Below are 13517 nucleotides of genomic sequence, written 5' to 3' on the forward strand. Positions count from 1 at the left end.
TAATTAACCTAATATATGAAATCATGAAAAAAATTACACTTCTTTTCCTTTTTTTGGGAATAGTTACTTTTCAAAGTTGTACAGTACACGAAACCACACCTGTAGCTACAGTCGATAACGACACGATTAGTGAAGTGTGGGAATATACAAGATCATTTACTACTACAAATAACTTTAGTAATTTAATTACTTATCCCCATGCTATTTATTCTTCAGATATGGTTTTGGTCTACCGTCTTTCTGGTGTTGTGAATGGGGCAGATGTATGGAAATTACTTCCTGAATCCTATTATTTAAATTCGGGTGCATTGGATTTTAGGTATGATTTTGATTTCACAAAATATGATGTGAATATCTTTATGGAAGGTTTTGACTTAGGAGGAGTGACAAATGCTTACCGTATCAATCAGGTATTGCGAGTAGTTGTAATTCCGGGTTTCTTTGGAAATAAAAATGTAAATACAGTAAACTTTAATGATTATTATGCGGTTGCAAATGCCTACCATATTAATCCTGAAAAAGTTCTTAAAATAAAATAGATTTGGTTGGTCTATAGTTTGTTTGTTTGAAAAGAGGTTGTATGAAAGTGCAGCCTCTTTTTTAATTTGATTCGTTTTTTGCTAATTTGAGAGAAATATGAACTCCAGTAGCCAAAGCTATTGCGATAAAACTTAAGGAAATCCATTCAGGAAATTTATAGAAATGAATAAGAATCATTTTAATTCCAACAAAAAACAGAATGGCGATCAAGCTGTATTCCAAATAGCTGAATTTTTGAAGCATATTTGCTAAGAAAAAATACATGGAACGCAATCCTAAAATTGCAAAAATATTAGAACTGAATACTAAAAACGGATCCGAAGTTATGGCTAAGATTGCCGGAACACTATCAGTTGCAAATACTACATCCATCACTTCAATTACTAATAACGCTACTAGCAGCGGTGTAGCATAGCTTTTATTGTTTTCTTTTATGATAAAATGCTCGTTGTCGCGGTGGTGTGTTACCGGAATTATCTTTCCGATAATTTTGTAAACTTTTGAGTCTTTTGGGTTAAAATCTTCTTCCTCTTTCTTAAAGAACATTTTAATTGCGGTAAACAATAAGAAGGTTCCAAAAAGATAGGTGATCCAATCTATTTTCTGAATCAAGAGCACTCCAAAATAGATCATAATTCCTCTAAAAACGATTGCCCCAATTATTCCCCAAAACAAGACGCGGTGTTGGTGTTTTTGAGCAATTTTAAAAGATGAAAATATTATTGCAATAACAAATATATTATCGGCACTTAATGATAATTCAATTAAATAGCCGGTAAGAAATTTTACCGAGGCTGCTATTGGTTTTAATTGGTTTGGGTTGTCTAAATAACTATTTAGGTATAACCAATAGATCACTCCTGAAAAAGCGATGGATAAAGTAACCCATATAGCAGTCCAGATTCCAGCTTCTTTGGAACTTATAATATGAGGGTTTTTATTAAAAACACCCAAATCTAAAGCCAAGAAAAGTAGAATAAAGATAATGAATAGTGGCCAAACCATAAATACAGACTTTTTTACAAATATATAATATTATGGTAAAATCTAATTTTTGATTTATTAGCACAATAAATCCAAATTGTTAATAAATTATTATTTTAACCCCTAAAAAAATAGGGTATAAATTATTTATGATTAAAAAATTGCTATATTTGCATCAAAATAATGGGGTATAACTTTTAATATTAACAATTATGTCAACTTTACGTTTTCAAGCATTAAATGAGTCTTCAGGTAGAAAACCTGTAAAATTTGAAGAATCTGGTAAGAAATCAGATCTTTTTGGATCAAATGTATTCAATGATAAAGCAATGAAGCAATATTTAACTTCAGATGCTTACAAAGGAGTTAAAGATGCAATTCAGCATGGAACTAAAATTGACAGAAAATTAGCTGATTATATCGCAATGGGAATGAAAGAATGGGCGCTTTCTAAAGGGGTGACCCATTACACACACTGGTTTCAACCATTAACAGGAACTACAGCAGAAAAACACGATGCGTTTTTTGAAACTTCATATGATGGTTCAGATCCTGTTGAGAAATTTGGTGGAGGTCAATTGGTACAACAAGAGCCAGATGCTTCTTCTTTTCCAAATGGAGGAATTAGAAATACCTTTGAAGCTCGTGGATATACAGCTTGGGACCCAACATCTCCTGCATTTATTTTCGGAACTACTTTGTGTATCCCAACCGTTTTCATCTCGTATACAGGTGAAGCATTAGATTATAAAACACCATTATTGCGCGCTTTAAATGCTGTTGATGAAGCAGCAACTGAAGTATGTAAATATTTTGATAAAAATGTAAAGAAAGTAACAGCGACTTTAGGATGGGAGCAAGAGTACTTTTTAATTGATTCTTCTTTGGCTAATTCTCGTCCAGATATCGTAATGACAGGTAGAACATTACTTGGACATACTTCTGCAAAAGGGCAACAATTAGATGACCACTATTTTGGATCAATTCCTTCTCGTGCCTTAAATTATATGAGAGAATTAGAAGAAGAGTGTATGTTATTGGGTATTCCGGTAAAAACACGTCACAACGAAGTTGCGCCTAACCAATTTGAGTTGGCTCCAATTTTTGAAGAAACCAATCTAGCTGTAGACCACAACTCTTTATTAATGGATGTGATGTCTAAAGTAGGAGAGCGTCATGACTTTAAAGTGCTTTTCCATGAAAAACCATTTAAAGGAGTAAACGGATCGGGTAAACACAACAACTGGTCAATGGCTACTGATACAGGAGTGAATTTATTATCTCCAGGGAAAACGCCAATGAGTAACCTACAATTCTTGTCGTTCTTTATCAATACGATTAAAGCAGTTAATGAATACGAAGAATTACTTCGTGCTTCTATTGCAACTGCTAGTAACGACCACCGTCTTGGAGCAAATGAAGCGCCACCTGCTATTATTTCAGTATTTATTGGAGATCAATTATCAAAAGTGTTAGCAGAATTAGAAGGTGTTTCTAATGGAAAACTTTCTCCTGAAGAAAAAACCGATTTAAAATTAAATGTAGTAGGTAAAATTCCAGATGTTATGTTGGATAATACCGATAGAAATAGAACTTCTCCTTTTGCGTTCACCGGAAATAAATTTGAGTTCAGAGCGGTTGGTTCTTCTGCAAACTGTGCGAATGCAATGACCACTTTAAATTCTATTGTTGCTAAGCAATTGAAAGACTTTAAAAAAGCGGTAGATACTTTGATTGAAACTAAAGATTTAAAGAAAGACGAGGCTATATTTAATGTGTTAAGAGAGTACATTAAAGAAACTAAAAAAATCCTTTTTGAAGGAGATGGATACAGCGATGCTTGGGAAAAAGAAGCTAAAAAACGTGGCTTAAGTAATCATAAAACTACTCCAGCTGCATTGAAAGCTAAAGTTTCTAAAAAAGCTTTAGAGTTGTTTGCTGAATTAAATGTAATGAACCACGTAGAGGTTGAAGCACGTTACGAAATTGAATTGGAAGAGTACACTAAGAAAATCCAAATTGAAGGAAGAGTACTGGGAGATATTGCTCGTAATCATGTAATCCCAACAGCTATTCGTTACCAAAATACTTTAATTGAAAACGTTCGTGGATTGAAAGAAATCTTTGGAAAAGACTTTGAAAAAATTGCAAAAGAGCAAATTATATTAATCAAAGAAATTTCAGAACATATTGAAGGAATCAATTCTCAAGTGGAAGCGATGACTGAAGCGCGTAAAAAAGCAAATGCGTTAACAGATGCTCAAAAAATGGCAGAGTCGTATTGCGATAAAGTAAAACCTTATTTTGATGTAATTAGAGAACATTGCGATAAATTGGAATTGCTTGTTGATAATGAAACTTGGACATTAACGAAATACAGAGAGTTATTATTTACAAGATAATTAATGATCTAAAGTATATATAAACCCGATTGAATTTCAATCGGGTTTTTTATTGAATCTAAATTTGCTCAAGTATAATTATTTTGTGTATTTTCGTTTCATGATTAGAAAAAAATACCTTTTTGGGTTCTTTATGTTGCTTGCGGTTACATTTGCTAGTGCTCAAGAGCAGTTTTCGGTGTTTTTTGAAAGCAACAAATCGGTTTGTTCTAAATTGGAACTCAAAAAAATTCAGGATTGGATAACGGCAAATAAAGAAGTGAAAATCATTGCCATTCATGGATTTACCGATGAAGATGGAACTTCAGGTTTTAATGATACTCTTGCAAAGCGAAGAGTTTCGTTTATTTATAATCAAATAAAAGATAAGATTAAAATTAGAGAAGATTTTAAGACCATAAGTTTTGGCGAGAATTTCAAACAAGCTTCAAATAAAGCTCAGAATAGAAAAGCCACTATTTTTTATTTACTTCCTAAAGATTTTGCTCGTGAAAACGAAATTTTAGGCATAAAAAAAGAAGAGCCCAAAGCTACAGAAGTAGTAACTCCCGAATTGATTCCGATTGAAGAGGAGGCTATGAATTTTCCAGTAAATGCCACTTTAGAAGAGAAAATTAAACTATCTCAGAAAGGAACTTTGATTCGATTGAGTGATATTAATTTTTATGTGAATACTTTTGCAATAATGCCAACATCTAAGCGTTCAATTGATGAATTAATTTATGTGTTAACTAATTTTCCTGATTTGAAAATAGAAATACAAGGGCATATTTGTTGTGTTTATAGAGATGCTACCGGACTTTCTACCCAAAGGGCGAAACAAGTAAAAAGAATATTGGTTTCGGAAGGAATTTCAGAAAAAAGAATTAAAACCAAGGGTTTTGGGGTATCCAAACCTAAATTTGCAATACCCGAAAAAAGTGACTACGAAGCCGCTCAAAACCGACGCGTAGAAATTATGATTTTAGATAAATAAGAATGAAAAAATATTATTTCCTGTTATTAATACTGCCTCAGTTTTTCTATTCACAAGAAAAATTAGACGTTTATTTTGACTTTGATAAATTTGATTTAACCAACGATGCGGTACTAAAAATAAATACTTGGATTGCACAGGGTAAAGATTATCAAGTTTCTAAGTTGTATGGCTTTTGTGATTCAAAAGGAACCAATGAGTATAACGATACGTTAGCCATGAAAAGAGTGCGAACGGTTTATGATTTCTTGAAGTTAAGCAAAATAGAAGTAGTTAAAGATTTGGAAATTAGAGGGTTTGGAGAAGATTTTGTTCAATCGGATGTGCAAGGAGAGAACAGACGTGTTACTATTATTTATCAAGTAAAAAAGCCAATTCCTGTTGAAATTCCTGCAGAACCTAAGTTAAAAGATAAATATAAAGATTCCAAAAAAGGAGATCTAATTCGATTGCCAAACTTTTATTTTTTCAATAATTCAGCTAAGATTGTACCTAAATCACAACCGGTATTATACGATTTATTGTGTTTGATGAACGACAATCCAAAGCTTAAAATTGAAATTCAAGGTCATATTTGCTGCAAACTTCCGGGGCAAATAGATGGCGTTTCTACAGCCAGAGCCAGAGCTATTTACAATTTTTTGGTTGTAAATAAAATAGATAGAAGACGATTGTCTTTTAAAGGGTATGGAGTTACTAGACCTATTCATCCAATTCCTGAGAAAAATGCTCAAGAAGAAGATGAAAACCGCAGGGTTGAAATTTTGATAGTTGATAATTAATGTTGATTTATTGCATTTCAAATTACTATCTTTGCACCACAACACAACAACTACAAAATGAGTTCTGATAATAGCCAACGATACGCCTTGCGCGGAGTTTCTGCATCTAAAGAAGATGTGCACAATGCCATAAAAAATATTGATAAAGGATTGTTTCCTAAGGCTTTTTGTAAAATCGTACCCGATTATTTAACCCAAGACGAAGATTATTGCATCATCATGCATGCCGATGGAGCTGGTACTAAATCTTCCTTAGCGTATATGTATTGGAAAGAAACGGGCGATATTTCCGTATGGAAAGGCATCGCTCAAGATGCTTTAATCATGAATATTGACGACTTACTTTGTGTTGGAGCGACTAACGATATTTTACTTTCCTCTACCATCGGTAGAAATAAAAATTTAATTCCAGCCGAAGTATTATCGGCAATTATTAATGGAACCGAAGAACTTATTGCGGAGTTAAAATCATTTGGGGTAACAATTCATTCAACTGGTGGTGAAACGGCCGATGTGGGTGATTTAGTTCGAACAATCATTGTAGATTCTACCGTTACAGCGCGAATGAAACGAAGTGATGTGGTGGATAATGGCAACATAAAACCAGGAGATGTTATTGTAGGTTTGGCTTCTTTTGGTCAAGCCAAATACGAAAAAGAATACAATGGCGGAATGGGTAGCAACGGATTGACTTCGGCGCGACACGATGTTTTTGCTAATTATTTAGCCGATAAATTTCCGGAAAGTTATGACAGTTCCGTGCCAAAAGATTTGGTGTATTCGGGGGGGGTACAACTTACTGATTCTGTTGGAAATTCTCCTATTGATGCGGGTAAATTAGTGTTGTCTCCAACACGTACCTATGCTCCAATTATTAAATCAATTTTAAACAAATACACTTCAAAAGATATTCACGGTATGGTGCATTGCTCTGGTGGCGCACAAACCAAAGTTTTACATTTTGTGGAAGGAGTTCATGTAATTAAAGATAACTTATTTCCGGTGCCGCCTTTATTTAAGTTGATACAAGAACAATCAAAAACCGATTGGAAAGAAATGTATCAAGTATTTAATTGTGGTCACCGAATGGAATTGTATGTTCCTCAAGAAATTGCTGCCGACATTATTGCAATCTCCGAATCGTTTGGGGTTGCTGCTCAAATTGTGGGTCGAGTAGAAGAAAGTGCTACTAAAAAACTTACAATCAACAGTGAGTACGGAACTTTTGAATATTAATTCTGAATTATTTTTCTACTTCCATTAAATCACTTAAATGAACGCGTAAGGCGTTTACGGAAATGCTAATTTCCCAAAACGAAATTCCTAAAGAAATTAATAGGCAAAGTAGGCTTGCGCCAAAAATATAAATGCCTGCCATTTGCCATTCTAGAAACAAAACTAACATTGCAAATACCGAAAGGAATAAGCAAAGAACTCCAAAAAGTTGCATGTAGCGAATTAAAGTAAGACGAAGGTTGAGGTTGTTTATTTCGACTAAAATGCTTTTATTTTTCACCTCGTCATAATTCTTTTTCAAGCTGCGAACAATTTGGGCAATGGTTAAAAACCGATTGGTATAGGCCAATAAGATTAAGGAAGTTGCCGAAAATAATAGTGCAGGAGTTTCTATGTGTAGTGTCATGATTGTTGGATTTGAAATGCAAAGGTCGATAATAAAATTTATAAAAAAAAACCTGCAAGTTGAACTCGCAGGTTAGTCTTATTACTATTTTCTTGCTATTTATTTAATTAATTCAAAACTACGCTTAACGAAAGCAGTTAGTTCTTCGCCTTTTAATAATCCTTGTGAGATTTTAGCTAAGTCTAAGGCTTGTTTGATTAAGCTTTCTTGAGCAGATTTATCCGAAGTACTCAGAATGGTTGTTGCCAAATCGGAGTTGGAGTTCACAACCAAATTGTACATTTCTGGGAAATTACCCATGCCAAACATACCACCGCCACCGGTTTGACTCATTTCTTTCATACGGCGCATAAATTCAGGTTGCGTAATAATGAAAGGGGCTGCAGTGCTATCCATAGGCTCTAATTGCACGGTGTAATTTGCTTTAGGTACAAATTCTTCCACAACTGATTTCAAGTTTCCTTGTTCTTCTTCGGTTAATTTAGAAATTTGATTTTCTTCTTTTGCTATTAATTTGTCAATATGATCTGAATCAACACGAACAAAAGTCAGGTTTTCGTTATCACCTTCTAATTTTTGAATTAAATGCGATACAATAGGGGAGTCTAAAAGCAATACTTGGTATCCTTTTTCTTTTGCAATTTCTATATATCCGTGTTGTGCTTCTTTGTTTGATGCATAAAGCACTACTAATTTCCCGTTTTTATCAGTTTGATTAGTAGTAATTGCCTCTTTTAATTCAGCCAAAGTATAGTATTTGTCATCTACTGTTGGATACAATACAAAATCACCCGCTTTTTCGTAGAATTTAGGTTCAGAAAGCATTCCGTATTCTAGAACGATTTTGATATCGTTCCATTTTTTTTCAAAATCTTCGCGGTTCTCATTGAACAACGCTTTCATTTTATCGGCTACTTTACGGGTTATGTAATTTGATATTTTCTTTACATTACTATCTGCTTGCAATCCAGAACGTGAAACATTTAATGGAATATCTGGAGAATCAATTACTCCTTTTAGCATTCCTAAAAATTCCGGCACAATTCCTTCCACATTGTCGGTTACATAAACCTGATTTTGATACAATTGAATTTTATCTTTTTGCAATTGTAAATCAGAAGACATTTTTGGGAAATATAAAATACCAGTTAAATTAAACGGATAATCTACATTTAGATGGATGTTAAACAAAGGCTCCTCAAATTGCATTGGATACAATTCGTGGTAAAATTGTTTGTAATCTTCGTCTTTTAAATCGGCAGGTAATTTTGTCCAAGCCGGATTTGGATTATTGATGATGTTATCTACCTCAATAGTTTCTGGCTTGTAATCTTCTGGAGCATCTTCCGGTTTTGGAAGAGTTTCTGTTTTGGTTCCAAATTTAATTGGCACCGGCATGAATTTATTGTATTTGGTAAGTAATTCTCTAATTTTAAATTCTTCCAAAAACTCTAAAGAATCTTCAGCAATGTGAAGAATGATTTCTGATCCTCTTGTTGTTTTGTCCGCAGCTTCGAGGGTAAATTCTGGGCTTCCATCGCAAGTCCAATGCGCAGCTGGCTCGTCTTTGTAGGATTTTGTGATGATTTCTACTTTTTCGGCAACCATAAAAGCAGAATAAAATCCTAGACCAAAATGTCCAATTATTCCGGCATCTTTAGCAGAATCTTTGTATTTTTCTAAAAACTCTTCAGCACCAGAAAAGGCAACTTGGTTGATGTATTTCTCTACTTCATCTGCAGTCATTCCAAGACCTTGATCGATGATGTGAAGTTTTTTTCCTTCTTTATCAATTTTAACTTCTATGATTGGATTGCCGTATTCTACTTTGGCTTCACCAATACTGGTTAAATGTTTCAATTTTAAAGTGGCGTCAGTGGCATTAGAAACCAATTCGCGAAGGAAAATTTCGTGATCGTTGTAAAGAAATTTCTTGATTAATGGGAAAATGTTTTCTACTGAAACATTAATTTTTCCTGTACTCATATTTTAAATTTTAAGTGAAACAATTTGAAACCATCTATTTCAAATTCAATACCAAATCAATAATTATGACAAATTGTCGGATTTTATATTTTGAACAGGCATTACTTACAATAAAAATCTAAAACATATCTTAATTATTATGTGGTTTGTATATTTTTAAATACTTTTGGCAAAAATTTAATAGTATACAAAATGAAAAAAATAGCGTTTTTATTGGTTCTTTCTTTGGCCATTTTTAGTTGTAGTAAAGTTCGTAAAGGTGAATTTCTTATTTCTGGTAAAGCCAAAGGTATTGCTGATGGTAAAATGGTAGTTCTTAAAAGACAAAATGAGTATGGTCTTGTAGAAAGTGTTGATTCTGCTAAAATAAAAGATGGAAAATTTGAAATGAAAGGTAAAGTTAAAGAACCAAATATGCTTGCTGTTTTTGTAAGTGGTTTGCAACAACCAGTTCCTTTTATTTTAGAAACAGGTGAAATTGAAATTAATATTGATAAAGATAGTATCTGGAAATCTGAAATTGGTGGTACTGATAATAATGAATATTTTCAAAAATTCAATTTAAAATTGAATACATTCCAGAAAAAATTAATGGAATTCCAAAACAAGAACATTCAAAAATTAATGGATGCCCAAAAGAAAAATGATATGGCTACAGTTGAAAAATTGAAAAAAGGCTATACCGATATTCAAAAAGAAATGGAAGATTTCATGACTGCCTATCCTGATGAAAATCCAGATTCATACATTTCATTACTTTTACTTCAAAACATGTTTAATTCACCTAAATTTGATTTAGCAAAAGTGACTAAAACTTTTTCAAATTTTGATTCTGAAATAAAAGAAACTAAAATTGGAAAAGACATTGCGTTGAAGTTAAAAACAATCCAAAGCAATCAAAGCGCTCAAAAAAAAAAGTAACTAGCCAAGCTGAGGTTGGAGCTATTGCCCCAGACTTTTCTGCAAAAACACCTGAAGGCAAAGTTGTTTCTTTGAAAGAATCTTTAGGAAAAGTAACCATTATAGATTTTTGGGCTTCATGGTGTGGGCCTTGTAGAGCAGAAAACCCAAATGTGGTTGCTATTTATAATGAACTACATGCGAAAGGGTTAAATATTATTGGAGTATCTTTAGATAGTGAATTATCGAAGTGGAAAGCTGCAATAGCGAAAGACAAAATTACATGGACTCAAATTTCAAATTTGAAAGAATGGAAAGAGCCTATTGCTAGAATGTATAATTTAGAACAAATTCCAACTACATTCATATTGGACGCTTCTGGAAAAATTGTTGCCAAAGATCTTCGTGGAGATGATTTAAAAAAGAAAGTTATTGAATTATTAGCTTCAAATAAATAAAAATAATTCTAAGGATATTTTTTATTTAATTCATAATCATAGGGTTAATTCTATTCAAATAAAATAGGAATAAAATAAGTTTGGAAACATCAAAAGTGTTTCTATATTTGCAGCCACAAATAGGAGGGGAGATACTCAAGCGGCCAACGAGGGCAGACTGTAAATCTGCTGACTACGTCTTCGCAGGTTCGAATCCTGCTCTCCCCACAAAAAAAACTCCAACATTTCTGTTGGAGTTTTTTTATTTTTTTAAATAACATTTAATGTGTAATTAATTTTAAATTGGTTTAATTCAGCTATTTTTGTATCAATAAAATTAATAGAATTATTAATGCGCATTTCTAAATTCCTTACCTTTTCCTTACTTTTTCTTTTGTTTTTTTCGTCAAAAGCAACAGCGCAATGTTTTTCAATTGAAAGTATTTTAGTTGATGCTTGTTCGCCAAACTTACCGGTAAATGAGGAGGGGTATAATGAAATGGTTCGTTTTAAAGTCGGTTCAGCAGCAATAAATTTGACTACGACTCCTTTAAATGTCAATTGGCCAAATGTAGCTAATCCTTGGCTGGGTTTAATCCAAAATGCAACTACGGCTTCAAAGGTGGCGGCATTAAATGCTGCAATAACTTCTGCGGGCAGTTGTGGGATAATATTAGAGCCAACAGGTGGAGTTTTGCCTGCAAATGCTGAAGTTATATTAGTTACAAGCCAAAATATCAATACTTCCTTTAATTCTTTTTCATCGCTTGCAGGAACTATTTATATGATTTTTCAAAATAATCCGAGTAATACGGGAGGTAATTTTGCAAATTGGAATGTAGTTGCTGGAATTAGAACGTTAACAATGTCTTTTGGATCGTGTACCCAATCAGTATCTTATGATAGAAGTTTATTGATAAATATTTTTGGTGCATATGGAGGGTTACCCACAGATAATGATGGGGCCACCGTGAATTTTACTTCTACAGGTGTCGCATCATATGTAAATAACGGATGTATTGCACCTATCCCACCTTTTTTGGTAAATGCGGGAGCTTCTCAAACTGCATGTAAAGGAAGTACAATAAGTTTATCTGGAACAGCTCAAGGTCAGCAAAGTGTTTCTTGGTCTGCACCAAGCGGTACTTTTTCTGCTCCAACTAGTTTAAATACCAACTATACCATAGATCCTACAACACCAGGAAATTCAATTACGCTCACTTTATCAATAACCAATAGTTGTAATATTGTAAAAACTTCTACGGTTGTTATCAATTTAACATCTATAAGTTCTCCAACAGTTACTACCCCTGTATCCTATTGTCAAAATGTTACTGCCTTACCACTTTCAGCAACTGCTACTTCTGGAGGAGTTTTAAATTGGTACGGAACCAATGCAACAGGTGGAACTGCATCAACTACGGTTCCAACTCCATCAACAAGCACTTTAGGAACTACAACTTATTATGTGAGTCAAACCATTGCTGGTTGTGAAAGTGTAAGGGTTCCAATTTTTGTTTCCATTGCGAATACAGGACCTGCTTTGAATTTACATTGTGATCCAGCAAATTCAACCCAAACGTCTTTGTATTTTCAATTTGATAATGTTGGCCAAACTGATTTTTCTTATTTTTATTCAATTGATGGTGGACCAGTAGTAAGTGGAACATGGGTTTCCCCAAATCATTTTATTGTTAGTGGATTGACTATTGGTCAATCGGTTGTATTTAATTTAATCCCAAATGGAGTTTCATGTATAAGTTCTGAAACTACAATTTGTAATACGGCATGTACTTCGATTACGGCACCTAACTTTGCTGCAATTTCTCCAATTTGTTATAATGGATCGGTTCCTGTTTTAGCAACGATTTCCCCAAATGGAATTTCAGGAACATGGTCTCCCTCTGTAATTAATCCTACTGCAATTGGAACTACTTCATATGTCTTTACCCCAGATTCTATTGCTTTTCCATGTGCTAGTCAACAAACACTTACGGTAACTATTAATTCGAATCCTATAGTAACAGTAAATAATCCTTCTGTTTGCCAGGGAATTCCCGCAAATGTAATCGCAACGCCAACAACTACCGGTACTTATTCTTATTCATGGACAGTTCCTGCAGGAGTCACAAATCCTGGGAATAGTTCTACTTTGAGCACTTCAATTGCCGGTTCATATAGCGTAATAATTACTGATTCTGTTACCGGATGTGCCAGTTCTAGTGCTTCTGGAATTGTAAGTGTGAATTCTAATCCTGTAGTTAGTGTTAATAGCCCATCGGTATGTCAAGGAACACCTGCAACAGTTAGTGCTACGCCAACATCTTCAACTAGTGCTACCTTTTCCTATTCATGGACAGTTCCAGCCGGATTTATTAATCCCGGAAATGTATCTAATTTCAACACTTCTACAACCGGTGTTTATAGTGTTGTAATTACAGATATTGCTACCGGATGTTCTAGCTCAAGTGCTACGGGTGCAGTAAGTGTGAATTCTAATCCTATAGTTTTAGTAAATAGCCCTTCTGTATGCCAGGGTATTCCCGCGACAGTTACAGCTAACCCTTCTAGCGTTGGATCTTATTCTTATGCTTGGATCGTTCCTTCAGGTGCTACAAATCCAGGAAATGTTCCTTCGTTTTCGACATCTACAGCAGGTATTTATAGTATTATAATCACAGATTTGCTTACTGGTTGTTCAAGCTCAAGTGTTTCTGGTGTTGTGACCTCAAATGCTAATCCAATACTAACAGTAAACAGTCCAACGGTATGTCAGGGTAATCCGGCTACAGTATTTGCTACAGCAGCTACAGCTGCCAATTACAGTTATGTATGGACGGTTCCATCTGGAGCTAGTAATCCGGGTAA

The 13517-nt window shown here is 33.9% G+C and carries 11 protein-coding genes and 1 tRNA gene; 9 read left to right on the plus strand and 3 right to left on the minus strand.

Annotation, left to right across the window (positions count from 1 at the left end; translation table 11 throughout):
• The first annotated feature begins 23 nt into the window (after positions 1–23).
• Positions 24–539 (plus strand): hypothetical protein, encoded by a 516-nt coding sequence (locus ACKOWY_RS08255; RefSeq protein WP_408940964.1) that lies wholly within the window; start codon positions 24–26, stop codon positions 537–539.
• A 61-nt stretch (positions 540–600) separates the two neighbouring features.
• On the opposite strand, the gene ACKOWY_RS08260 is transcribed toward ACKOWY_RS08255, so the two are convergent.
• Positions 601–1545 (minus strand): TerC family protein, encoded by a 945-nt coding sequence (locus ACKOWY_RS08260; protein ID WP_408940965.1) that lies wholly within the window; start codon positions 1543–1545, stop codon positions 601–603.
• Between the two features lie 191 nt (positions 1546–1736).
• Between ACKOWY_RS08260 and ACKOWY_RS08265 the strand changes: the two genes are divergently transcribed.
• The 4 genes from ACKOWY_RS08265 to ACKOWY_RS08280 all read left to right on the plus strand — a co-directional run bounded on the left by ACKOWY_RS08265 (position 1737) and on the right by ACKOWY_RS08280 (position 6920).
• Entirely contained in the window at positions 1737–3926 is a 2190-nt protein-coding gene (locus tag ACKOWY_RS08265; RefSeq protein ID WP_408940966.1) for a glutamine synthetase III, read from the plus strand.
• Between the two features lie 100 nt (positions 3927–4026).
• Positions 4027–4902: an OmpA family protein gene (locus tag ACKOWY_RS08270; RefSeq protein ID WP_408940967.1), complete on the plus strand. Its 876-nt coding sequence runs from the start codon at positions 4027–4029 to the stop codon at positions 4900–4902.
• Positions 4903–4904: 2 nt separating this feature from the next.
• A complete protein-coding gene (locus ACKOWY_RS08275; RefSeq protein WP_408940968.1) occupies positions 4905–5684 on the plus strand; it encodes an OmpA family protein in 780 nt (259 codons plus the stop codon).
• Between the two features lie 57 nt (positions 5685–5741).
• Positions 5742–6920, plus strand: coding sequence for an AIR synthase related protein (locus ACKOWY_RS08280; RefSeq protein WP_408940969.1), 1179 nt, complete (start codon positions 5742–5744; stop codon positions 6918–6920).
• Between the two features lie 7 nt (positions 6921–6927).
• Here the strand turns inward: ACKOWY_RS08280 and ACKOWY_RS08285 are convergent, their stop codons facing one another.
• Together ACKOWY_RS08285 and htpG are read right to left on the minus strand one after the other, a co-directional pair.
• A complete protein-coding gene (locus ACKOWY_RS08285; RefSeq protein ID WP_408940970.1) occupies positions 6928–7326 on the minus strand; it encodes a DUF2721 domain-containing protein in 399 nt (132 codons plus the stop codon).
• 99 nt (positions 7327–7425) lie between these two features.
• A complete protein-coding gene (gene htpG / locus ACKOWY_RS08290; protein ID WP_408940971.1) occupies positions 7426–9312 on the minus strand; it encodes a molecular chaperone HtpG in 1887 nt (628 codons plus the stop codon).
• Positions 9313–9504: 192 nt separating this feature from the next.
• Here htpG and ACKOWY_RS08295 point away from each other — a divergent pair, with 192 nt between their 5' ends.
• The 4 genes from ACKOWY_RS08295 to ACKOWY_RS08310 form a co-directional block, all read left to right on the plus strand.
• Positions 9505–10233, plus strand: a complete 729-nt coding sequence (locus ACKOWY_RS08295; RefSeq protein WP_408940972.1) for a DUF4369 domain-containing protein — start codon at positions 9505–9507, stop codon at positions 10231–10233.
• 23 nt (positions 10234–10256) lie between these two features.
• Complete coding sequence (locus ACKOWY_RS08300; RefSeq protein WP_408940974.1) at positions 10257–10670, plus strand: peroxiredoxin family protein; 414 nt, start codon at positions 10257–10259, stop codon at positions 10668–10670.
• A gap of 125 nt (positions 10671–10795) precedes the next feature.
• A tRNA-Tyr gene (locus tag ACKOWY_RS08305) sits at positions 10796–10877 on the plus strand.
• Positions 10878–11001: 124 nt separating this feature from the next.
• Positions 11002–13517 (plus strand): hypothetical protein (locus ACKOWY_RS08310; protein ID WP_408940973.1); only part of this gene is annotated, 2516 nt, incomplete at its 3' end.

Source organism: Flavobacterium sp., assembly GCF_046073885.1.
In the GTDB taxonomy this organism is placed as follows: Bacteria; Bacteroidota; Bacteroidia; order Flavobacteriales; family Flavobacteriaceae; genus Flavobacterium.

What these genes read in the sequence shown, in the direction of transcription:
- ACKOWY_RS08280 (WP_408940969.1), top strand. Translation starts at nt 5,742, where the DNA reads ATGAGTTCTGATAATAGCCAACGATACGCCTTGCGCGGAGTTTCTGCA.
- ACKOWY_RS08255 (WP_408940964.1), top strand. Translation starts at nt 24, where the DNA reads ATGAAAAAAATTACACTTCTTTTCCTTTTTTTGGGAATAGTTACTTTT.
- ACKOWY_RS08295 (WP_408940972.1), top strand. Translation starts at nt 9,505, where the DNA reads ATGAAAAAAATAGCGTTTTTATTGGTTCTTTCTTTGGCCATTTTTAGT.
- ACKOWY_RS08285 (WP_408940970.1), bottom strand. Translation starts at nt 7,326, where the DNA reads ATGACACTACACATAGAAACTCCTGCACTATTATTTTCGGCAACTTCC.
- ACKOWY_RS08265 (WP_408940966.1), top strand. Translation starts at nt 1,737, where the DNA reads ATGTCAACTTTACGTTTTCAAGCATTAAATGAGTCTTCAGGTAGAAAA.
- ACKOWY_RS08275 (WP_408940968.1), top strand. Translation starts at nt 4,905, where the DNA reads ATGAAAAAATATTATTTCCTGTTATTAATACTGCCTCAGTTTTTCTAT.
- ACKOWY_RS08270 (WP_408940967.1), top strand. Translation starts at nt 4,027, where the DNA reads ATGATTAGAAAAAAATACCTTTTTGGGTTCTTTATGTTGCTTGCGGTT.
- ACKOWY_RS08260 (WP_408940965.1), bottom strand. Translation starts at nt 1,545, where the DNA reads ATGGTTTGGCCACTATTCATTATCTTTATTCTACTTTTCTTGGCTTTA.
- htpG (WP_408940971.1), bottom strand. Translation starts at nt 9,312, where the DNA reads ATGAGTACAGGAAAAATTAATGTTTCAGTAGAAAACATTTTCCCATTA.